At 73.0% G+C, this 21,734-nt stretch carries 20 protein-coding genes; 8 read left to right on the top strand and 12 right to left on the bottom strand.

Translation table 11 applies throughout. The annotated features are described in order from the left end of the window. Position 1 precedes the first annotated feature (1 nt). From GPY60_RS11290 to GPY60_RS11270, 5 genes are all read right to left on the bottom strand, one after another. Positions 2-4,483: a cation-translocating P-type ATPase gene (locus GPY60_RS11290; protein WP_156687759.1), complete on the bottom strand. Its 4,482-nt coding sequence runs from the start codon at positions 4,481-4,483 to the stop codon at positions 2-4. A 20-nt stretch (positions 4,484-4,503) separates the two neighbouring features. After that, entirely contained in the window at positions 4,504-4,947 is a 444-nt protein-coding gene (locus tag GPY60_RS11285; RefSeq protein ID WP_156687758.1) for a hypothetical protein, read from the bottom strand. Positions 4,948-5,137: 190 nt separating this feature from the next. Then, positions 5,138-5,944 carry an exodeoxyribonuclease III gene (locus GPY60_RS11280; RefSeq protein ID WP_197283641.1) on the bottom strand — a complete coding sequence of 269 codons (807 nt, stop codon included), beginning with the start codon at positions 5,942-5,944 and terminating at the stop codon, positions 5,138-5,140. A 41-nt stretch (positions 5,945-5,985) separates the two neighbouring features. Further along, on the bottom strand, positions 5,986-6,759 hold the full coding sequence (locus GPY60_RS11275) for a GNAT family N-acetyltransferase, cg3035/Rv0428c family (RefSeq protein ID WP_156687756.1): 774 nt from the start codon (positions 6,757-6,759) through the stop codon (positions 5,986-5,988). Further along, positions 6,759-7,352: a peptide deformylase gene (locus GPY60_RS11270; protein WP_156687755.1), complete on the bottom strand. Its 594-nt coding sequence runs from the start codon at positions 7,350-7,352 to the stop codon at positions 6,759-6,761. Before GPY60_RS11270 ends, GPY60_RS11275 begins: the two co-directional genes overlap by 1 nt. 200 nt (positions 7,353-7,552) lie before the next feature. On the opposite strand from GPY60_RS11270, the gene GPY60_RS11265 reads away from it, so the two are divergent. From GPY60_RS11265 to GPY60_RS11240, 6 genes are read left to right on the top strand one after another with little or no spacing between them, the layout of a single operon-like run. Beyond that, complete coding sequence (locus GPY60_RS11265; protein WP_156687754.1) at positions 7,553-7,861, top strand: DUF3263 domain-containing protein; 309 nt, start codon at positions 7,553-7,555, stop codon at positions 7,859-7,861. A gap of 18 nt (positions 7,862-7,879) precedes the next feature. After that, the gene (locus GPY60_RS11260; protein ID WP_156687753.1) at positions 7,880-8,353 is read left to right on the top strand and encodes a LytR C-terminal domain-containing protein; all 474 of its coding nucleotides are present in this window, start codon (positions 7,880-7,882) and stop codon (positions 8,351-8,353) included. Positions 8,354-8,382: 29 nt separating this feature from the next. Next, the gene (gene sodC / locus GPY60_RS11255) at positions 8,383-9,084 is read left to right on the top strand and encodes a superoxide dismutase[Cu-Zn] (RefSeq protein ID WP_156687752.1); all 702 of its coding nucleotides are present in this window, start codon (positions 8,383-8,385) and stop codon (positions 9,082-9,084) included. After that, positions 9,074-10,207, top strand: a complete 1,134-nt coding sequence (locus GPY60_RS11250; protein WP_156687751.1) for a glutamate--cysteine ligase — start codon at positions 9,074-9,076, stop codon at positions 10,205-10,207. The genes sodC and GPY60_RS11250 overlap by 11 nt, the downstream gene beginning before the upstream one ends. Next, positions 10,207-10,851, top strand: a complete 645-nt coding sequence (locus GPY60_RS11245; protein WP_156687750.1) for an LON peptidase substrate-binding domain-containing protein — start codon at positions 10,207-10,209, stop codon at positions 10,849-10,851. Before GPY60_RS11250 ends, GPY60_RS11245 begins: the two co-directional genes overlap by 1 nt. Then, positions 10,848-11,660, top strand: coding sequence for an enoyl-CoA hydratase/isomerase family protein (locus GPY60_RS11240; RefSeq protein ID WP_156687749.1), 813 nt, complete (start codon positions 10,848-10,850; stop codon positions 11,658-11,660). Before GPY60_RS11245 ends, GPY60_RS11240 begins: the two co-directional genes overlap by 4 nt. A 12-nt stretch (positions 11,661-11,672) precedes the next feature. Here the strand turns inward: GPY60_RS11240 and GPY60_RS11235 are convergent, their stop codons facing one another. Next, a complete protein-coding gene (locus tag GPY60_RS11235) occupies positions 11,673-13,073 on the bottom strand; it encodes an MFS transporter (protein WP_156687748.1) in 1,401 nt (466 codons plus the stop codon). A gap of 126 nt (positions 13,074-13,199) precedes the next feature. Beyond that, positions 13,200-14,021, bottom strand: coding sequence for a DUF2867 domain-containing protein (locus GPY60_RS11230; RefSeq protein WP_156687747.1), 822 nt, complete (start codon positions 14,019-14,021; stop codon positions 13,200-13,202). A 21-nt stretch (positions 14,022-14,042) separates the two neighbouring features. Here GPY60_RS11230 and GPY60_RS11225 point away from each other — a divergent pair, with 21 nt between their 5' ends. Beyond that, a complete protein-coding gene (locus GPY60_RS11225) occupies positions 14,043-14,666 on the top strand; it encodes a TetR/AcrR family transcriptional regulator (RefSeq protein ID WP_156687746.1) in 624 nt (207 codons plus the stop codon). Here the strand turns inward: GPY60_RS11225 and GPY60_RS11220 are convergent. From GPY60_RS11220 to GPY60_RS11210, 3 genes are read right to left on the bottom strand one after another with little or no spacing between them, the layout of a single operon-like run. Continuing rightward, positions 14,613-16,781 carry an AAA family ATPase gene (locus GPY60_RS11220; protein WP_156687745.1) on the bottom strand — a complete coding sequence of 723 codons (2,169 nt, stop codon included), beginning with the start codon at positions 16,779-16,781 and terminating at the stop codon, positions 14,613-14,615. The genes GPY60_RS11225 and GPY60_RS11220 overlap by 54 nt on opposite strands. Beyond that, on the bottom strand, positions 16,778-17,641 hold the full coding sequence (pssA, locus tag GPY60_RS11215; protein WP_156687744.1) for a CDP-diacylglycerol--serine O-phosphatidyltransferase: 864 nt from the start codon (positions 17,639-17,641) through the stop codon (positions 16,778-16,780). Before pssA ends, GPY60_RS11220 begins: the two co-directional genes overlap by 4 nt. Beyond that, positions 17,638-18,297, bottom strand: a complete 660-nt coding sequence (locus GPY60_RS11210) for a phosphatidylserine decarboxylase (protein WP_231639572.1) — start codon at positions 18,295-18,297, stop codon at positions 17,638-17,640. The genes pssA and GPY60_RS11210 overlap by 4 nt, the downstream gene beginning before the upstream one ends. A 107-nt stretch (positions 18,298-18,404) precedes the next feature. On the opposite strand from GPY60_RS11210, the gene GPY60_RS11205 reads away from it, so the two are divergent. Then, positions 18,405-19,580, top strand: a complete 1,176-nt coding sequence (locus GPY60_RS11205) for an MFS transporter (RefSeq protein WP_156687742.1) — start codon at positions 18,405-18,407, stop codon at positions 19,578-19,580. Here the strand turns inward: GPY60_RS11205 and moeA are convergent. Further along, on the bottom strand, positions 19,577-20,782 hold the full coding sequence (gene moeA / locus GPY60_RS11200) for a molybdopterin molybdotransferase MoeA (protein ID WP_156687741.1): 1,206 nt from the start codon (positions 20,780-20,782) through the stop codon (positions 19,577-19,579). The genes GPY60_RS11205 and moeA overlap by 4 nt on opposite strands. 11 nt (positions 20,783-20,793) lie before the next feature. Next, positions 20,794-21,729 (bottom strand): SDR family NAD(P)-dependent oxidoreductase, encoded by a 936-nt coding sequence (locus GPY60_RS11195; protein ID WP_156687740.1) that lies wholly within the window; start codon positions 21,727-21,729, stop codon positions 20,794-20,796. Positions 21,730-21,734 lie beyond the last annotated feature (5 nt).

The raw sequence follows: 21,734 nt of genomic DNA, 5'->3' as shown, positions 1-21,734 counted from the left end.
TTCAGGTCCGACTCGACGACCGACTCTGTGACCGATCCGCTCGCTTCGTCGATCGCTTCCGTGCTGAAGGTGCCCTCGGTGGAACTTTATGCGCTGTTGCGGCGGGATGGGGTTGTGGACGTTCGGCGGCCGGACCGGACCCGTTGTCGGTCGGTTCGGGGGTGGGTTCGGCGGTGGGTTGGGACACCTCAATGGGTGGCAGCGGCGTGCGCGAGGCGCCCCAACCATCCGCGAGACGGTTCGCGGCGCCCATCGCGACGGTCGCCGCGGCGGCCGTCCCCAGGGCCTGCGTCCAGCCGACCGGGCCGAGCGGTGTGCAGCCGAGCAACTGGCTGACCACCGGGATGCTGATCAGCGTTCCCATCACCGCCAGCGAGCCGGCGGCCGTCAGCACCACCAGCGGCGCCCGCGAGTCCAGCAGGGTCTGACCCAGCTCCGCGCCCACCAGGGCGACCAGCGCCACCGTCGACGCGCGCTGCGGGCGGCCGGTCATGCTCGCCATCACCCACGCGCCGGTCGTCGCCGCGGCGGTGGTCACGCCGCGAATCGCCACGGCGCGCCACAGCTCCGGCTGATCGGGGCCGCGCTTGCCCGTGTCGACCGGGCCGCTGGGCTTGCTGACCGCCAGGGCCGCGGCGGGCAGAGCATCGGTCAGCATGTTCACCAGCAGGAGCTGCCGCGTGTTCAGCGGCGACGTCCCGGTGATCGCGCTGCCGATGATCGCGAACAGCACCTCGCCGGCGTTGCCGCCGAGCAGCACCGACACCGCAGACTGCACCCGCTGCCACAGCTGGCGTCCCTCGACGATGGCCTGCAGCAGCCCCTCGATGCGGGCGTCGACGAGCACCACGTCGGCCGCCATGTGCGCGGGGTCGCTGCCCCCGGCGACGACGCCGATGCCCACGGTGGCCGCGCGGATGGCGGCCGCGTCGTTCGAGCCGTCGCCGACCATCGCGCACAGCACCCCGGCGCCCTCGAGCGTCTGGACGACCTGAACCTTGTTCTCCGGCGTCATCCGGGCGAAGATCACGCGTTCGGTGACGACGCGCTCCTGGTCCTTGCGCGACAGCGAATCCCACTCGGCGCCGCTGATGACCTGCTCGGCGCCGACGTCCAGGCCGAGCTCGGCCGCGATCGCCTTCGCGGTGATCGGGTGGTCGCCGGTGATCAGCTTGACGCCGACCCCCAGCCCGCGCAGGTCGGCCAGCAGGCCGGCGGCCTCGGGGCGCGGCGTGTCCGACAGGCCGAGGAAGCCGGCCAGCGTGAGCCCACCGCGGGCGAGTTCGGCGATGTCGTCGGGCTCGTCGGAGATGGCCCGCGCCTGTTGCGCGCTCAGCCGGCGCCGGGCCACCGCGATGACCCGCAGCCCGTTGGCCGCGAGCTCCGCCACGGTGCCCTGCATGCCGGGGTCGACGTTTTTACAGGCGGCGAGCACCACCTCCGGGGCGCCCTTGACCGTCAACTCGTTGCCGGTGACGGAGGCCGAGAACGACCTGCCCGAGCGGAACGGCAGGTGGGCCTCGGGTGGCCGCAGCGGCTCGGCGTCGGCGACCTTCTGGGCCGCCTCGACGATGGCTGCGTCGGTGGCATGCACGTGCGGGTCGCCGTTGCCCGGCTTCGCCGCGCTCGCCGCGCAGCGCAGGACCTCCGCGCGGGAGTGGCCGGGCGCGGGGTGGACCTGGGCCACCCGTAGGCGGTTCTCGCTGAGCGTGCCGGTCTTGTCGAAGCAGACGACGTCGATGCGGCCCAGCGCCTCGACCGAGCGCGGGACGCGGACCAGCGCGCCGAACTTCGTCAGCCGTCGCGCCGACGCCGCCTGCGCGAGCGTCGCCACCAGCGGCATGCCCTCGGGGACCGCGGCGACGGCGATCGCGATGCCGCTGGCCACCGCCTCCCGCAGTAGGGTGCCGCGCAGCAGGCCCAGCGCGCCGACCAGTGCGCCGCCGCCCATGCTGACCGGGAAGGCGCGGTTCGTGAGCTGACTGAGCTGGTGCTGCAACCCGATGTCCGACGCCGTGTCGGCGGACACCAGCTCGGCGGCCCGGCGTTCCTGGGTGTCCGCGCCGACGGCGGTCACCACCGCCAGCGCGGTGCCCGCGACCAGCGTCGTGCCCGCGTAGAGCATGCAGAACCGTTCGGCGAGGTCGGCGCCCGGTGTGGGATCGACCTGCTTGTCCACCGACAGCGACTCACCCGTCAGCGACGACTCGTCGACCTCGACGTCGACCTCGTCGAGGATGCGGGCGTCGGCGGGCACCACCTCGTGCGTCCGCACCTCGATCACGTCACCGGGCTCCAGCTGCGCGGCGATCACCTCGGTGTAGACGCGCTCGCCGTCGGGGCCCGTCGTCACCTTCCGCGCGGGCGGCGTCTGTTGCGCCAGAAGGACATTGAGGCGGTTCTCGGCGCGCAGCCGCTGGCTGGCGGCGAGCATCGAGTTGCCGGCCAGGACCGAGAACACCAGGACCGCGTCGACGGGCGAACCCAGCACGGCGCTGGCCGCCGAGCCGAGCGCCAGCACCGGCGTCAGGGGGTCGGTCAATTCCGCGCCGACGGCTTTGACGAACTGCCAGAACGGATTCGGGGGACCGGCGGGGACCTGCGCGCCGCGGCGGTGCGCCGGGAGCGACGCCAGCGCCCTGCGCACCTGCTCGGCCGACATCGCGTGCCACTCGTACACCGACGCGGGCCGGGGCGCCTCCGCGCCGACGACTCGGCGGGCCAGCAGGTACCCCGAGAACAGGCCCGCCGCGGCGCCCGTGGTCACCGGGCCGCGCCCGATCCCTCGGACGCCCGGGATCATCAGCAGCGAGCCCATCGCGGTGGCACCGGCGGAAATCCCGACGCCGCGCTCGACCGCGGACCTCGCCGCGGGGAGCGCGTGCAGCACCCGCCAGGCGGCGCCCAGGTCCGGAACCAGCAGGTCCGCCGACCACAGCGGCGGGCCGCCACCGGGCCCCGGAATCAGGCTCAGCGCCACGTCGGCGGACCAAACAGCCTGTGCCGCAGCCGAAGACAACACGGCCACCGTGCGCCCGGCGTCCTGCAGGTCGGCGACCGCACGGGCCAGCGCCTTGTCGACGTCGCCGTTCGCGACGGGCCGGATGTCGTCGAACGCCGGACGCAGTTCGTCCAGGGATTCCTCGTCGACCGAGACGAGTTCGGTTCCCGTGCGGTGCGCCTCGGCGACCACGGCCGACGCCAGCGGATCGTGGGCCGGGCAGAACAGGGCCGCCACCTCGGCGTCGGACCCGGCGCCCGAGATGCCGGGGATGGCGTGCCAGCCCGGCGAGAGGCCGCTCTTCTCCAGCATCAGGTGGGCGCGGTTCCACGCGGCGGACACGTCGTCCTCGTGGGCGCCGCGGATGCGGGCCACCCGCAGCGTGTCGGTGCACAGCACGCGGGGGTCGATGACGATCGCGTCGACCCGGTGCAGGTGGCGCAGCGCCTCCGGGCGCAGGAGCAGGACGGCGTGCTTGTCCGCCAGTCCCTGGCCGAGCGCCGCGGCGAAGGCCTCGGGGGTGGTGCGGTTGGCCGCCGGTGTGGTGACCAGGAGCGCGGTCGCGGCCATGGCGGGATTGCGGGTGACGGCGCCGACCAGGCCGGCGCCCAGGCCCTGAACCAGCGCGAAACGGTCGGCGTGGCGTTCCACGGGACGGCCGCGTGGCGGCTTCAGCCCCGCCTGGGCGCCGAGCGGGGCCTGGTCCGCGTAGCGGGCGAGTTCCGGTTCGTGCGCCCGCCACACGCGCGCCTCGGCGCGCGACTCGGCGGCCCTCAGCGACTGCATGAGCAGACCGACCGTCAGCGAGGCCGGGGCCTGCGTCACGGTTTCGGCGGCGGTCGTGGCCAGCGTCATCAGGGTGTCGGTGGCGGGCCGGCCGATGCGGTCCTCGATCAGGCGGCGCAGCCAGGGCTGATAGTCGACGGCGACGACGCCCGCCAGGGCGGCGACGGGAACCCGGGGCCACCGCAGCGCCCGGCCGGTCAGCGCGATGCCCAGCCCCGTCGCGGACGCGGCCACGGTCACGGCCCGGGTCGCCAGCACCACCCCGTCGCCGGGCAGGCTCGCCGTCGGGACGGCGAGGTCGGTGAGTTCACTTGCGACGCCTGACGTTTCGGCGGCGCTGACGATGCGGCACAGGTCGCGCAGCGACGTCTCGGGCCCGCTGACCTCGACGACGACGCGGGACAGCGGATAGTTCAGGCTCGCGGAGGTGACGCCCGGGTGGGCGCGGATCCCGTCGAGCACGCGCCGCCCGAGCACCTCGTCACCGTCGAGGCCGCGCACCTCGATCCAGGCCCGGCTCTCGCCGCGCCAACAACGTCGACTCAGGTGGGTTTCGTAGGACAGGTCGCCCGAGATCGCCCTCGCGCCCTCCCGCAGCGGAATGGCGGCGATGTTCGCCAGCGTGGTCGCTGCCTGAAGTCCCGTCGCGACGGCGCGCAACGGTAGGGATCGTTGTACCGAGTCGACAATGCTCAAGGCTTGTTCGGGTGATCCTGTCAGTTGGTGCTGCGCAACTGCGCCGCGCCGCCCGCGCGCCGCGTGGACGACTTCTTGGCCGTCGACTTCGACGGCGCCTTGCGTGCCGCCGGCTTCTCGGCCGCCGGCGCGGCCGGTACCGGCTTGAGGCTCGCCACCGGGGTGGACGCCTCCGGCTTGCGGTTCAGCCTCTGCAGCAGCAGGGCGCCGCCGCCGACCGCCAGGAGGATCGGCCACTCGACCAGGCCGGCCACGCCGAGCGCGCCGATAGCCAGCGCGGCCGCCGGGGCGGAGTGGCTGCCGGTGCTGACCCCGCGCTTGACGCCCTCGGCGGCTCCGGTTACGCCGCCGACGATCCCGTTGACCGCCGCGCCGCCCACCGCGCCCGCGGCCGCAGTGGTGGCGTTCGCCGCCCGATTCACCGCTTGACCCGCGCCCCGGATCGCTCCGCCGATGACACTCATGATGACTCCCTGACTTTTCAAGGTTGTTGCCGCAACCTCACGTAGGCCATATGTATACCCGCTGAACGTTACGTAAACGAAAACCCACGTGAGCGTTTTCGGCATCTAACAGGCGAAAGCCTGCCACGTTGCCGACCCGCAGACAACGCGAAACGGCGCCGAACCTGCCGTCCGGCGCCGCTATTGCGACCTATTCGCGCGTGAGATCGACCAATACCGGGGCGTGGTCACTGGGGGCCTTGCCCTTGCGTTCATCGCGGACGATGCGTGCGTCCGTCACGCGGTGGGCCAGCGCGGGGGAGGCGAGGATGAAATCGATTCGCATGCCCCGGTTTTTGGGGAACCGCAACTGGGTGTAGTCCCAGTAGGTGAAGACGCCCGGCCCGGGCGCGAAAGGCCTTACGACGTCGGTGAATTGGGCTTCGGCCATGGCGGCGAACGCGCGGCGCTCCGGCCCGGGGACGTGCGTGCAGCCGGCATAGAACTCGGTGCTCCACACGTCCTCGTCCGTCGGCGCGATGTTCCAGTCGCCCACCAGTGCGATCTGCGCCGCGGGGTCGTCGCGCAGCCAGCCGGCCGCCGTATCGCGAAGCGCGGCAAGCCATTCCAGCTTGTAAGCGTAGTGCGGATCACCCACCGCGCGGCCGTTGGGCACGTACAGGCTCCACACGCGGACGCCGGCGCAGGTGGCGCCCAGCGCGCGTGCCTCGGCCGTGGCGGCCACCTCGGGCTTGCTGCTCCAGCTCGGCTGGCCGTCGAAGCCGATCTGCACGTCGTCCAGCCCCACCCGCGACGCGATCGCGACGCCGTTCCATTGGTTGAAGCCGACGTGCGCCACCTCGTAGCCGAGTTCGAAGAACGGCAGGGTGGGGAACTGGCCGTCCGAGCACTTCGTCTCCTGCATCGCCAGCACGTCGACCTCGGCGCGGGAAAGCCAGTCGATCACCCGGGGCAGGCGGGTCCGGATCGAGTTCACGTTCCAGGTGGCGAGGCGCAGCGGGTCGCCGCCGTGATCCAGCGGCTGGTCCTCGGGCATGGCTAGACGCTACCCATGGCGGGGAAGTAGCGGCGGCGGTGGTGCAGGCGGAAACCCAGCGCCTCGGCGAGGGCGCTGTCGGCGTCCGGGACAACAAGGTAGCCGCGCGTTGCGCCGCGGGCGGCGCCCCAGGCCAGGAGCGCCCGGCACGCCACGGCCAGGGCGGGGTCGCCGGCGGCGCGCACCGACAGGCCGACCCAGCGGGTGCCGTCGGGCGCGTCGGTCACGGTCGCACCGGCTTCCGACCCGTCCGGGTCGGCGTCAACAAGGCCTTCGGCACCGGGCGCGACGTCGCGCACCAGCACCCGTTCGGTGTGGTCGGCCGGCAGCCCAGGCGGGACCGGCAGCAGGCGGTCGGGAACGGCCAGCCGCGGGGCGACGCCGCGCCGCTCGTACCAGTCGACGATCGCCGGGACCGAGCCCAGGGTGGCCGAAATGTCCAGCGGCATCGCCGAATTCGCGGCAAGGCCGGCCCCCGGCGCGGATCGCAGCAACCACCCGTCAACCCAGGCCCGCTCGACCCCGGGCGAGGCGGCCGCCGCCGCGTGCTCGAGCGCGCGGATGTCCGAGGTGCGCACGGGCGCGTCGGTCAGCACCCGCAGCGCCACGACGTCGTCGTGCGCGAACTCGGCGACCGCGCCCGTCTTCGTCCGCAGCCGGACCACCGGCCCGGCCTCGAGCAGGTGGCCCACCGCGTCGGTGAGCGGCGGGACCGAACCCGGCTCGCGACGGTAGCGGACGGTGACGCGCGTGCCGGGTGGCGGCCACGAGATCATCAGTGCCCGAACGGGTCCGGTCCCTCGCCCGGTAGCCAGGACAGGCCGGGGACGCCCCAGCCGTGCGATTTGACGGCCCGCTTGGCGCCGCGCGCGTAGCGGCCGATGAGGCGGTCCAGGTACAGGAAACCGTCCAGATGCCCCGTCTCGTGCTGCAGCATCCGCGCGAACAGGCCGGTGCCTTCGATGTCCACCGGCTTGCCCTCGGCGTCGAGGCCTGTGACGCGGGCCCACTTCGCCCGCCCGGTGGGGAATGACTCGCCCGGCACCGACAGGCAACCCTCCTCGTCGACGCCCGGGTCGGGCATGGTCTCGGGGATCTCGGAGGTTTCCAGGACCGGGTTGACGACGACGCCGCGCCGGCGGTTGGCCATCCCGCGGTCGTCGGCGCAGTCGTAGACGAACACCCGGATTCCGTGGCCGATCTGGTTGGCGGCCAAACCGACTCCGTGTGCGGCGTCCATCGTCTCGTACATCGTGTCGATCAATTCCGCCAGGCCGGGCGGCAGGGACCCGTCGGGCCCCACCGGCACCGGCGTCGTCGGCGTGTGCAGGACCGGATCCCCGACGATGCGAATGGGAACGACTGCCATGGTCGGCTAAAGTACCGCACCGGCGCGCGACCGGACCCGCCGATCCGGCGCGGGCAATCGGCGCGATTCGGCCGACTCGCGGGTCTTGATGACGGCTTGAGGGTTCGCGCCGTGTTTCAATAAGCGCCGAAACATGCCCCTAGGTAAGTCAAATGAGTCGAGCAGTTCGAGAATCTCCGGAAGGGTCCAGGGGAAGCGATATGGACAGCGCCATGGCGCGGGCAAATCGATCGGGGGACGAGGCTGAGATCGCCGACGGGCTCACCCGCCGCGAACACGACATCCTGGCCTTCGAGCGTCAGTGGTGGAAGTACGCCGGAGTGAAGGAAGAGGCCATCAAGGAGCTGTTCTCGATGTCGGCCACTCGCTACTACCAGGTGCTCAACGCGCTCGTCGACCGCCCCGAAGCGCTGGCTGCCGACCCCATGCTGGTGAAACGGCTGCGGCGGCTGCGGGCCAGCCGCCAGAAGGCGCGGGCGGCGCGGCGGCTCGGCTTCGAGGTGACCTGACTCGCTACAGTGGGCTCGATGAAAGAGCGAGTTCCCGACTCGACGGGCCTTCCGCTGCGCGCGATGGTGATGGTGCTGTTGTTCCTCGGCGTCATCTTTCTGCTGCTCGGCTGGCAGGCCCTGAGTTCGTCCGGGAAGTCCGACGACGACTCGTCGTCGGCGGCGTCCACGGCCACAAGCGCCGTGAACTCGCCCGCCCCGACGAGCAAGGCCGCCGCCAACCAGGCTGAGGTGCGCGTCTACAACATCTCGTCGAAGGAAGGTGTGGCCGCCCGCACCAAGGACCAGCTGACGGCGGCGGGGTTCAAGGTCACCGACGTCGGAAACCTCGCGCTCGCCGACGTCTCGGCCACCACGGTGTACTACACCGACGCCGACGGTGAGCACGCCACCGCCGACGCGGTGGGGCAGAACCTCGGCGCGCCCGTCCAGCCGCGCATCCCGGCGCTGGCCAACCAGCCCCCGGGCGTGATCGTCCTAGTTACCGGCTGACCTCGCCGTCACAAGTTAGGCTTCCCGGTATGCCCAGCCTTCCCGCTCACCGCACCACGCTCGCGCTCTCGGCGGCCACCTGCGTCGCGCTGGTGGCCGCATGCTCGTCGCCCCAGCACGCCTCGACCAGCCCGGGCACCACGCCGTCCGTCTGGACCGGATCGGCCGCCCCGGCGGCGGCCCCGAGCGGCGAGGCCTCGCCGGCGCCCGCCGCGCAGGGCATCGTGACCAAGCTGCGGACGCCCGACGGCGCGGAGGTGGCGACCGCCAAGTTCGACTTCGGCAACGGCTTCGCGACCATCACGATCGCGACGAGCGGCCCGGGCCGGCTCACGCCCGGCTTCCACGGCGTGCACATCCACCAGACCGGCAAGTGCGAGCCCAACTCGGCCGCCCCCACCGGCGGCGCGCCCGGCGACTTCCTTTCCGCGGGTGGGCATTTCCAGGCGCCCGGGCATTCCGGCGAGCCCGCCAGCGGCGACCTGACGTCGCTGCAGGTGCGCAAGGACGGTTCCGCCGAGCTGGTCACCACCACCGACGCCTTTGCCATGCAGGACCTGCTCTCCGGCGAGAAGACGGCGATCATCATCCACGCCGGCGCCGACAACTTCGCCAACATCCCGGCCGAGCGCTACAACCAGACGAACGGCGCGCCCGGCCCCGATCAGATGACCATGACCACCGGTGACGCCGGCAAGCGGGTGGCGTGCGGTGTCATCGGTGCCGGCTAGTCAAAGATCAACGCAGCGCATCGATTTCGCGCCCTCCCCGCGGCCGACCATCGGCGTCGAGTGGGAGTTCGCGCTGGTTGACGCGCAGACCCGCGACCTGAGCAACGAGGCCACCGCGGTGATCGCCGAAATCGGCGAAAGCCCGCACGTGCACAAGGAACTGCTGCGCAACACCGTCGAGATCGTCACCGGAGTGTGCGACAGCGCCGGCGAGGCGATGGAGGACCTGCGCGGCACCCTGGGGCCGGCGCGGCGCATCGTCCGCGACCGCGGCATGGAGCTGTTCTCGGCCGGCACCCACCCCTTCGCGCGGTGGTCCACCCAGAAGCTCACCGACGCCCCGCGCTACGCCGAACTGATCAAGCGCACGCAGTGGTGGGGACGCCAGATGCTGATCTGGGGCGTGCACGTGCACGTCGGGATCTCGTCGGCCAACAAGGTGATGCCGATCATGTCGTCACTGCTCAAGTACTACCCGCACCTGCTGGCGCTGTCGGCGTCGTCGCCGTGGTGGGGCGGCGAGGACACCGGCTACGCCAGCAACCGCGCCATGATGTTCCAGCAGCTGCCCACCGCCGGCCTGCCGTTCCAGTTCCAGACGTGGACCGAGTTCGAGGGCTTCGTGCACGACCAGAAGAAGACCGGCATCATCGACCACATGAACGAGATTCGTTGGGACATCAGGCCTTCGCCGCACCTCGGCACGCTCGAGGTGCGGGTGTGCGACGGCGTGTCCAACCTGCGGGAGCTCGGCGCGCTGGTGGCCCTCACGCACTGCTTGGTCGTGGACCTCGACCGCCGGCTCGACGCCGGCGAGACCCTGCCGAACATGCCGCCCTGGCACGTCCAGGAGAACAAGTGGCGCGCCGCCCGCTACGGGCTCGACGCGGTGATCATCCTCGACGCCGACAGCAACGAACGACTTGTGACCGAGGACCTCGACGAAATACTGACGCGACTGCAGCCCGTGGCGAAATCGCTGGACTGCGTCGACGAGCTGGCCGCGGTGGCCGACATCCCCCGCGCGGGCGCGTCGTACCAGCGGCAGCGGCGGGTGGCCGAGGAACACGACGGCGACCTGCGCGCGGTCGTCGACGCGCTGGTGGGTGAACTGGAGATCTGATGGAATTCCCGGAATCGATCGAGCTGGCCATGTTCCCGTTGGAGGCCGGCCTGCTGCCCGACGAGGATCTGCCGCTGCGGATCTTCGAGCCCCGCTACAGCGCGATGGTGCGGCAGTGCACCGAGAGCGGCGATCCGTTTGGCGTGGTGCTGATCTCGCAGGGCCGCGAGGTCGGCGGGGGAGACAAGCGGTCCGAGGTGGGCGTGCTCGCGCGGATCACCGAGTGCGTGGACCACGGCGAGGGCCGGTACTCCGTGCAGTGCCGGACGGGGGAGCGGATCCGGGTGGTGGAATGGCTGCCCGACGACCCCTTCCCGCGGGCGAACGTGGCGCTGTGGCCCGACGAGCCGGGCGAACCGGTGACGCCCGGCCAGTTGCGCGACATCGAGGACCGGGCCGTGGCCCTGTTCGAGCGGATCGCGGAGGCCCGCGACGTCGCGCTGCCGGACCGCGAGGTGCTGGTCGGTCGCGACGAGGGCGGCGATCCCGGGCGGCGCCTGTTCGAGCTGGCGTCGCGGATCCCAATCGGCACCGCCGACCGCTACTCGGTGCTGGCCGCGCCGTCGGCCGCCGACCGGCGCGACGCACTCAGCGAGGCACTGGACGCCGTCGCCGAGATCGTGGAGTTCCAGCTGTCGGAATGAGCGGCGACGTCACGGTCCACATCGACGGCGGCGTGGCGGTGCTCACGCTCAACCGTCCCGAGCGCCGCAACGCCTACACCGCCGAGATGGGCGCGCTGCTGGGCCGGGCCTACCGCGAGTGCGACGGCGTCGACGACGTCCGCGCCGTCGTGCTGACCGGCGCGGGCTCCACCTTCTGCGCCGGGGCCGACTTCTCCGGCGGCGCATCGCCTTTCGATTCGCCGGAGGACGGGTTCTCGGCCTCGCCGATCGACCCGGCCGCCTTCGAGATACGCAAGCCCGTCATCGCCGCGCTCAACGGGCACGCCGTCGGGATCGGCCTCACAATGGCGCTGCAGGCCGACGTCCGCATCGTCGCCGAGGACGCGAAATACGGTGTGGTGCAGGTGCGCCGGGGCGTCCTGCCGGACTGCATGTCGCATTGGACGCTGACGCACCTGGCCGGGCTCGGGGTGGCCGCCGAGGTGCTGCTGACCGGGCGGACGTTCACCGGCGCCGAGGCGGTGGCGCTGGGCATCGCGAACCGGGCGGTGCCCGCCGGACGGGTGCTCGGCGACGCCCTCGACATGGCGCGCGACATCGCGGCCAACGTGGCGCCGATGTCGGCGGCGTTGTGCAAGCGGCTGCTGTGGGACAGCGCCACCAACAGCTACACCCCGCGCCAGGTCGCGGCGCTGGAAACGCTGCTACACCGGCGCGTCATGGGCGGCGCGGATGCCCGCGAGGGGGTCGACGCCTTCCTGGAGCGACGGCCGCCGCGGTTCGGCGCGCGGATCTCGGCGGAATGGTCGGACCTGCCCGGTCCGTGACGGCACTGTTCGTCAGGCGGCATTCGGCGCCGGGAGCGGCGCCCGGGCGGCGGCGGGCTCGGCCGCGTGGTGCCTGATGACGACGCCGCTGACGAGGGCGCCGATGAAGAACAGCGCCGCGCTCACCTGCAGCAGCCGGGTGAAGCTGGCGTCGGTGAGCCGGTTGGCGGCGATCAGGCCCATGCAGGCCACGGCGAGCAGCGCCGACGTCCGACCGGTCGCGTTCTGGATGGCGGCCGCGATCCCGCTGTGCGCGGACTTCACCGACGACAGGTTGAGCGCGGTCAGGGGCGTGATGGCCAGGACCATCCCCACGGCCAGCACGATCCTGCCCGGCAGCAGGTCGGTGGCGACGTCGAAGCCGCGCGCCGAGGGGTGGATGAGCAGCAGGCCCACACCCGCCAGGGCGGGCCCGGCGATCAGGAAGGCCCGCGCCCCGATCCGGGCGGCCATGCCGCCGACCGAGCGGGCGAACAGGAAGGACACCACGGGGCTGGACAGGGTGGTCAGACCCGCGGCGGTGGCCGAGTACCCGGCGACCTCCTGGAGGAACAGGGCGATGGCCAGCGAGCCCAGCGTGATGCCGCCGTAGACGAACGCCGTGACCAGGTTGACGCCGGCGAAGTTGCGGGCGGCGAACAGACCCGGCGGCACCATCGGGTGGGGCGCCCGGCGCTGCCACGCGACGAACGCCGCCAGCGCCGCGACCCCCAGCAGCAGCGCGGCCCGGATGACGGGGTCGTTCCAGCCGTGCCGGCCCGACTCGATCAGGGCGTACACCGTGGCGGCCAGCCCGACCGCCGACAGGGCGGCGCCGGGCAGGTCGAGGCGGGCACGCTCAGCGGCGCGGGGCAACGGCGGCAGGCCGAACGTGAGCGCGAAACCGGCGAGCATCGGGACCGCCGACAGGATGTAGATCCATCGCCAGTTCAGCAGGTCGACGGCCAGCCCGCCGAGCAGGGGACCCAGCGCGAACGCCGTGCCCGTCCACGCCGTCCAGGTTCCGATCGCCGCGGCGCGGTCCGCGCGGCCGAACGCCGAGTTGATCAGCGCCAGCGAGCCGGGCACCAGGAACGCGCCGCCCAGCCCCTGGACGAGGCGGCCGGCGATCAGCATCGCCGGCGTGCCCGCCGTGGCGGCCAGCGCGGAACCGGCCCCGAAGGCAACCAGCCCGAAGCGCATCACCGGTATGCGCCCGAACCGATCGGAGATGGCCCCGCCCGGCAGCACCATGGCCGCCACCGCCAGCAGGTAGCCGTCCACGACCCATTGCTGGGAGCACATGCCGCCGCCGATGTCACGCTCCGTGGCGGGCAGCGCCAAGTTCACGACGGTGCCGTCGAGGAAGACGACCATCGACACCATGATCGCGACGAGCAGCACGCGCCTGCTCGGTTGCTTCGCCGCGATCATCGCCGCGGGGTCCCGGTGTGCTGGCTTTCCATGCGCTCTTCTCCTCGGCTTCCGGCGGTATGTAGTACCCAGGGGGGTTACAGCCCGGAGCGCCTGAGGTCGTCACGACCGGGTGGGCCGATGGGTTCAACGGGTTCGAGTGAGTTTCAGTGGGGTTTCGGCCAGCCGTAGCGACGAGCCGCGGCGCGCGCTGCGCTCCATCAGCCGCGGCGCCACCACGCGGTGCAGCGGACCGACGGCGGCCCAGACCGCGCGGGCGGAGCCCCGGCGGTAGTGCAGTCGCGTGGTGAGGGTGGCGCGCCGGCCGCCCTCGCGCCGCAGCGTCAGCCGGGCATCCATCAGCGGGCCGCCCGTCGCGAGCACGAACTCGTCGGGATCCGATCGCACGATCGGCCAGCCGATCACCCGTCCGGGCGCCGAGTACGGCCCCAGGCTAAGCCGCAACACGTGCCGGTGGATCCAGGCCACCGCGCTCCCGGACACGCCCGGGCGGCGCCCGACCGCGTCGCGGAACGCCTGCTCGGCGGTGCGCGAGTCGCCGGGTTCGATCGGGACCTCGAAGACGTCGGTGTAGTCCGGGCACGCCGCGGTCGCCACGCGACGCAGCGTCCAGCGCACGGCCATCCGGTGGCCGCCGGTGCCGATGACCAGCGCGCGATACAGCGAGCCGTGCACCCCCGGGAAGTCCGCCCAGGTCAGCGCGCGGAGCCGGGTGCGCCGGGGCGATTCGGCGTCCAGTTCGAACACCCATCGGTACACCGCAAACGGGTGGCGGCCCCTCAGCGCGAACCGGGCCGCGGGCCGCGCCTCGTCGAGGACGAAACCGGTCGGCACGGTCGCCGGATCGAGCGGGTCACGGCACATCACCCGCAGCAGGGCCGACCACGTGTCCTCGCGGCTCGCGTCGACGGTTATGGCATGCTCATCGATATAGGATAACTGTTCCATATAGAAGGAATGTACTAGATCGTGGCACCTCCGCGGAAGCACGGCACCGATGTGATCCTCGACGCGGCGCGGGCCCTGGTGCTCGACGGCGGGCCGCGGGCGGCGAGCGTCGCGGCGATCGCGAAGGCCAGCGGTGCGCCCGCGGGCACCCTGTATCACCGCTTCGGCAGCCGCGACGGCATCCTGACCGCGGCGTGGCTGCGGGCGCTCGAACGCTTCCAGACGCGGGCGATGGCCGCGCGCGGCGACACCCCGCTTGAGACCGCGGTCGCGATGGCCGTCGCGGCGATCGGCTTCGCGCGGGAACTGCCCGAGGACGCCCGCCTGCTGTTGACGATCCGGCCCGGCGACCTGCTCGACGCCGAACCCGACGCGGCGTTCAACGAGACGCTCGCCGCGATGAACGCGCCGCTGACCGAGCGCCTCGGCGCGGTGGCCCGAGAACTCTACGGGCGCAACGACGCCCGCGCCGTCGACGCGGTCGCGCGGGCGGTCGCCGATCTGCCCTACGCCGTCGTGCGTCGCCACGCGCACGACGAGCCGATGCCGCCCTGGCTGGAGGGCGATGTCGCCGCGGCGGTCCGGGCGATGCTAAAGGACTTTCGCAAAGGCCTTGAGGGAGTCCACCTGGACGGGATCCAGTGAGGGGCGCACGGTTTCGCGGGCCGCGGCGAGGTCGGCGGCCGTCACGTCGGTGGCATCGATCGACCGGCGCATCGCCGTGAGCGCCGCCTCGCGCAGCAGCGCCACGCAGTCGGCCGCGCTGTAGCCCTCGAGCCCGGCGGCCACGTCCTCGAGGTTGACGTCCGCGCTCAGCGGAATGGATTTGCCCGCCGTGCGCAATATTTCGAGGCGGGCGGCGGCGTCGGGCGGTTCGACGAACACCAGCCGCTCCAGGCGCCCCGGCCGCAGCAGGGCGGGGTCGATCAGGTCCGGCCGGTTGGTGGCGCCCAGCACGACCACGTCGCGCAGCGGGTTGACGCCGTCGAGTTCGGTCAGCAGGGCGGCCACCACCTTGTCGCTCACCCCGGAGTCGAAGCTCTGGCCGCGCCGTGGCGCCAGCGCGTCGATCTCGTCGAGGAACACCAGTGACGGTGCGGAATCCCTTGCGCGCCGGAACAATTCGCGCACCGCCCGCTCGCTGCTGCCCACCCACTTGTCCATCAGCTCGGAGCCCTTGACGGCGTGCACCGACAGCCGGCCGGTGCTGGCCAGGGCGCGGACGACGAAGGTCTTGCCGCAGCCCGGCGGACCGTACAGCAGCACCCCCCGCGGCGGCTCCACGCCGAGCCGGGCGAACGTGTCGGGATGCTGCAGCGGCCACAGCACCGCTTCGGTGAGCGCCTGCCGGGCCTCGGCCATGTCGCCGACGTCGTTCAGCGTGACGTTCCCGACGGTCACCTCCTCGCTGGCCGAGCGGGACAGCGGCCGGATGACCGTCAGGGCGCCGACGAGGTCCTCCTGGTTCAGCTTCGGCGGCTGCCCGTCGGCGCTGGCCCGCGACGCCGCCCGCAGCGCCGCCTCCCGCACCAGCGCCGCCAGGTCGGCGACCACGAAACCCGGTGTGCGGCCTGCGATCTCGTCGAGGTCCAGATCGCCGGCGGGCACCGGCTTGAGCAGCGATTCCAGCAGCGCCTTACGGGTGCCGGCGTCCGGCAGCGGCACGCTCAGCTCGCGGTCGCACAGGTCGGGGGCGCGCAGCCGGGCATCGAGCTGATCGGGCCGGGCCGAGGTGGCGATCAGGGCGACGCCCGCGGTGGCGACGGCGGTGCGCAGCTCGCCGAGGATCAGCGACGCGACCGGCTCGGGGGTGGCCGGCAGCAGCGCGTCGACGTCGGTGATCAGCAGCACGCCGCCGCCGTCGCGCACTGCCTTGACCGCCGACGCGACCGCCTTGAGCCGGTCGTCGGCCGCCAGCGCGCCGGCCTCCGGGCCGTCCAGCTTGACCAGCCGGCGCCCGTCGCACACCGCGTGCACGAGGGTCACCTTGCCCACGCCGGCGGGACCGGACACCAGCACGCCGAGGTTGGTGCCGGCGCCCAGCGTCTTGAGCAGGTGCGGCTCGTCGAGCGCGAGCTTGAGCCACTCCGACAGCTTGGCGGCCTGCGGCTGCGCCCCCTTGAGCTCCTCGACGACGGTCTCGGGGCTGGCCACCTCGACCAGCTCGTGCGACGCGGTCGCCGGGCCGGACGGCACGGCGGTGCCCCAGGTGACCAGCGTGTTGGGCTGCACGCTCACCGGCCCCACCGGATCGACGCCGGTCACCGTCAGCAGCTCCGAGGTCCAGCTGATGCCCACCGAGGCGGCCAGCGCGCGGGTGGCGGCCGCCGTCGAGAAGCCCGGGCCCAGGTCGCGGGGAAGCAGCGACACCGCGTCGCCCACGGTCACCACCTTGCCGAGCAGGGCCTGGCGCAGCGTCACCGACGAGATCGACTGGGTGGCCAGCGCGGAGCCGGACAGCGTCACCGACCTCGCCCCGTACACGGTCACCGTGCCCACGATCACCGGGGCGTCCTCGCGAAGGCCGGCGTTGGACAGCGTCACGTCGTCGAGCAGGGCGGTGCCGACCGGGGTGTCCGGGCCGGCCAGCCCGGCGACCGCGGCCGTCGTGCGCGAGCCGGTCAGCGAGATCGCGTCCCACTCCCGGATGCCCAGCGCGGCAACGACACTCGGGTGCAGGCGGACGACGCCGCGGCGGGAGTCGACGGCGGAGGTGTTCAGCCGGGCGGTGAGGGTGAGCTGCCGGCCCGGTTGGGTCATCGCAGGCGACCGCCGGGCTTGCGCAACCCCAGCCGCGCCGCGGAGCGGCCCTTCGGCTGCGCGCGGCGGTTGGCGCGCCGGGCGGCGCGACGCTGCCTCGGCTCGTCGCCCCACGCCTCCGGATGGGCGGCGAGCCAGCGCTGGTTGCGCACCGCGAACGGGACGTGACAGAGGTAGGCGATGATGATCACCCAGATCAACAGGTAGGGGGCCAGCACCGCGGCGGCCGCGGCGATCGCGAGCAGCGCCAGCAGGGGGGCGGCCCAGTTCGGGGGCACCGCGGCGGCGTGCATCTTGCGCATCGGAATCTTGCTGATCATCAGCATCGAAGTCCCGGTGATCCAGATGCACAGGAAAACCGGCGACGTCCACCAGCCCTCCCCGAACTGCAGCTTGAGCCCGATCAGGCCGATCATCGACACCGCGCCCGCCGGCGCGGGCATCCCGACGAAGAATTCGTGCGTGTAGGAGGGCTGCCTGCCGTCGTCCTGCAGCGCGTTGTAGCGGGCCAGCCGCAGCACCACGCACACCGCGTACAGCAGCACCACGATCCACCCGGCCGGCGACTGGGAGAACAGCGTCAGGTACAGCACGATCGCCGGTGTCACACCGAAGTTCACCGCGTCGGCCAGCGAGTCGATCTCCTCGCCCATGCGCGACTGCGCGTCGAGGATGCGGGCCACCCGGCCGTCCAGGCCGTCGAGGATGGCCGCCGCGGCGATCAGCGCCATCGCGGCCTTCGGCTGGTGTTCGAGCGCGAACTTGATGGCGGTGAGCCCCGCGCAGATGGACAGCACCGTCATCGCGCTGGGCAGGATCTGCAGGTTGACGGCCCGTTTGGCCCGCGGCTTGCTGATCATGGCAGTTCGGCCAGCACGGTCTCGCCGGCGATCGTGCGCTGGCCCACCTGCACGAGCGGCTCGGCGCCCGCCGGCAGGTAGGTGTCCAGCCGCGACCCGAACCGGATCAGCCCGTAGGTGTCGCCGATCCCGAGCTTGTCCCCGACGCGGGCGTCGCACACGATGCGGCGCGCCAGCAGGCCGGCGATCTGCACGGCGACCACCTCGGCGCCTTCGTCGGTCCGGATCCGCAGCCCGGTGCGCTCGTTCTCGGTGCTGGCGGCGGCCAGGTCGGCCGACCCGAACCGGCCGGGCCGGTGCTGCACGGCGACCACTTCCCCGCCGACGGGCGCGCGCTGCACGTGGGCGTCGAGCAGCGACAGGAAGATGCTGACCCGCGGCAGTGGCGTGTCGGCCATGCCGAGTTCGGCCGGCGGCGCCGCGCTGTCGATCACGCAGACCATGCCGTCGGCCGGCGCCACCACGACGCCGGGCCGGGTGGGCGGCACGCGCGGGGGATGCCGGAAGAAGCCCGCGCAGGCGCCGGCCGTCAGCAGGCCGGCCCGGCGCAGCCACCGGTGGCGACGCCCCGCCAGGGCGAGCCCGAGGCCCCCGGCGATGAACGGTCTTCCGGCCGGGTGGACCGGCGGAATGGCGGAGCGCACCAGTTCGAGCACGTGCCGGGGGCTGAAGGCCGGGTCCTCGGCGGTGGGACCGACCGGAGGAGGGGGGCTGCTGGGGCGTCGTGCCACGCGGCCATCTTACGAGCCGCCATGATGGGGGCATGGGGCTGCGCCGCGCGAAGGTGGGCGTCACGTCGGCGTTCCTGGCCCACGCGGTCGTGTTCTCGTCGTGGGCCGCCCACATCCCCCGGGTCAAGGCCGAGCTCGGCCTGACCGACGCGGCACTGGGCACGGCCCTGTTCGGCGCGCCGCTGGGGTCCGTCGTGGCCACGCTCCTGTGCCACTGGGCGCTGCCCCGTGTCGGCAGCCGCCGGCTGGTCCACGTGACGCTCGCCGGCTACGCGGCCGCCGGCGCCACGGTCGGGCTGGCCTGGTCGGCCGCGTCGCTGTTCGGCGCGCTGGCGCTGTGGGGGTTCTTCCAGGGGGCGCTCGACGTCGCGATGAACACCCAGGCCGCCGCGGTCGAGCGAATGGCGCGGGCGCCGATCATGGCCCGTTTCCATGGAATGTGGAGCGTCGGCGCGCTGGTGGGCGCGCTGATCGGGGCGGCCTGCGTCAGCGCCGGCGTCGGGCTCGCGCCGCAGCTGGCGGTCCTCGGGGCCGTCGTGGTGGTCGCGGGTGAGGCGCTCACCCGGGGCCTGGTCCGCGACCGGGAGCCCGAGCCGTCGAGGTCCGGTTTGGCCGGGCGGAGGTGGCTGACGCCGACCGTGGCGATCCTCGCGGCGGTGGCGTTCGCGTCGTTCCTGTGCGAGGGCGCCGCCACCGACTGGTCCGCCACCTACCTGTGCGACGTCGTCGGCACCGGCCCGGGCGTCGCGGCGCTGAGCTACGCGGCGTACACGCTCACGATGGTGGTCACGCGCCTTGGCGCGCTGCGCCTGCACGCGCGGATGCCCAGCCGCCGCCTGCTGCCGGCGCTGGCGCTCGTCGCGGTGGCCGGCATGAGCGTGGCGCTGGTCACCGGCAGCGCCGTCGCCGGGGTGCTGGGTTTCGCCGCCCTGGGCGCCGGCGTGGCGCTGCTCGTGCCCACGGCCTTCAGCGCGGCGTATTCGGCCACCGAGGCGGGGTCGGCGATCGCCCTGGTCGCCGCGACGGGCTGGATCGGCTATCTGCTGGGCCCGCCACTCATCGGGCACCTGGCCGGCGCGGCGGGACTGGCGGCGGCGCTGGTGACCCTCCCGGTGATGATGTCGGTGGTCGCGATCGCGATCCGCTTCAGCCCGGCGTTCGACAAGGCCGACGAGTTTCACCGCGAGGTCGCGGCGCCCGCGGGCTAGCTCAGGTCCCAGACCTGCAGCTCGGTTCCGGCCGCCACCTCGACGACCTCCTCCGGGATGTCCAGCAGCGCGTTGGCCGACGCCAGCCAGCGCAGGTGGTGCGACGCCGGCGGCCCGTAGCTGACGACCGTGCCGGCCTCGTGGTCGAGGATGGCCCGCCGGAACTGGCGCTTGCCGCGCGGCGAGCTGAGCGACTCGGCCAGCACGGCGGACCGGTGCGGGCGCTCGGGATCGGGCAGGCCCATCGCGCGGCGCAGCGCCGGGCGCAGGAACACCTCGAACGAGACCAGCGCGCTGACGGGGTTGCCCGGCAGGGTGACGATCGTGGTGCCCGCGACTCGGCCGATGCCCTGCGGCATCCCCGGCTGCATCGCGACCTTGACGAACTCCACCCCCTGGTCGCCCTCGCGGCCGAAGGCGTCCTTGACCACCTCGTAGGCGCCGGCGCTCACGCCGCCGCTGGTGATGATCAGGTCGGCTGCCGGCGCGTGGCGGTCGAGCAGCGCGCTGAACTGGGTGACGTCGTCCTCGGCCGTCGCGACGGCCGTCACCTCGGCGCCGGCGTCGCGCACGGCGGCCGCCAGCATGACCGAGTTGGACTCGTAGATCTGCCCGGGCCGCAAAGGATTGCCGGGCGGCACCAGCTCCGAGCCGGTCGACAGGACCAGCACCCGTTGCCGCGGGATCACCGTCAGCTCCGCCATGCCCAGCGCCGACACCAGGCCGAGCACCGCGGCCGTCACGACCTGGCCTTTACGCAGGACCGTGGTGCCGGGGGCGACGTCCTCGCCCGCCCGCCGGATGTGCGCGCCGGCCGGGCGGGGGCTGCGGATCGCCACCCTGTCGGTACCCCCGTCGGTGTCCTCGACCGGGACGACGGCCGTGGCGCCGGCCGGCAGGGGCGCGCCGGTCATGATCCGGTGCGCCGATCCCGGTTGCAGCGTCAGCTCGTCGGTGCGGCCGGCGGGGATGTCCTCGGCGACGGGCAGCACCACCGGGTGGTCGGGCGCCGCGTCGGCCACGTCCTCGGCGCGCACGGCGTAGCCGTCCATCGCCGAGTTGTCGAACACGGGCAGCGCCAGCCGTGCCGCCACGTCCACGGCGAGCGCCAGGCCCAGCGCGTCGGCCAGCGGAACGGCGATCGCGGGCCGGGCGCGGATCAGCCCCGCCACCACGCGCTGGTGTTCTTGGACTGACCGCAAGACCGAGCGCATCAGACCGGGAAGCTCACGCCGGTCAGTTCCTCGGAAACCTCCCAGAGCCGGCGCTGGAGGTCCGCGTCGTGGGACTGGGCGCTGGATTCGACCAGCTTCGGATTTCCCCGCTGCTCGAGGAAGCCGTCGGGCCCGTAGTACTGACCGCCCGTCACCGCCGGGTCGGTGGCGGCCCGCAGCGTCGGCAGCGCGCCGCCCTCGGGGCTCTGGAACAGCAGGGGCCCCAGCACGGCCTTGAGCGGCTGGAAGATGCGCGGCAGGTTGCGGGCCAGGTCGGTGTTGGACCCGCCGGGATGAGCCGCCACGGCGATCGTCTGGGCGTCCCGGCGCGCCGCCAGCCGGCGCTGCAGCTCGTAGGTGAACAACAGGTTGGCCAGCTTGGACTGGCCGTAGGCGGCGATGCGGTCGTACCCGCGTTCCCACTGCAGATCGTCGAAGTGGATCGCGGCGCGCAGCCGGTGCCCGAGGCTGCTGACGGTCACCACCCGCGACCCGGGCACCTCGAGGAGGTGGTCGAGCACCAGGCCCGTCAGGGCGAAGTGGCCGAGATGGTTGGTGCCGAACTGCAACTCGAAGCCGTCGGCCGTGGTCGACTTCGGTGTCCACATCACCCCGGCGTTGTTGATCAGCAGGTCGATCCGCGGATAGGCGGCCCGCAGCGCGTCGGCGGCCGACCGCACCGAGTCCAGCGACGACAGGTCCAGCTTCTGCACGGTGACGTCTATGTTTCGGGACCCTTGGCCCCCGGCCGCCGCGATGCGCGCCGCCGCGGCGTCACCCTTCTGCGGGTCGCGCACCGCCAGCACGACGTGGGCGCCGCGGGAGGCCAGCGCGGCGGCCGTGGGCAAGCCGATGCCCGTGTTCGCGCCGGTGACGACGGCGACCCGGCCGCTCTGGTCCGGGATGTCCGATGCGGACCACTCGCGAGAAGCCATGCGGC

The organism is Mycobacterium sp. Marseille-P9652, from assembly GCF_902652685.1.
Taxonomy (GTDB): Bacteria; Actinomycetota; Actinomycetes; order Mycobacteriales; family Mycobacteriaceae; genus Mycobacterium.
Note: the sequence above shows the minus strand (reverse complement) of the source record. Positions and strands in the feature narration are given on the sequence as shown.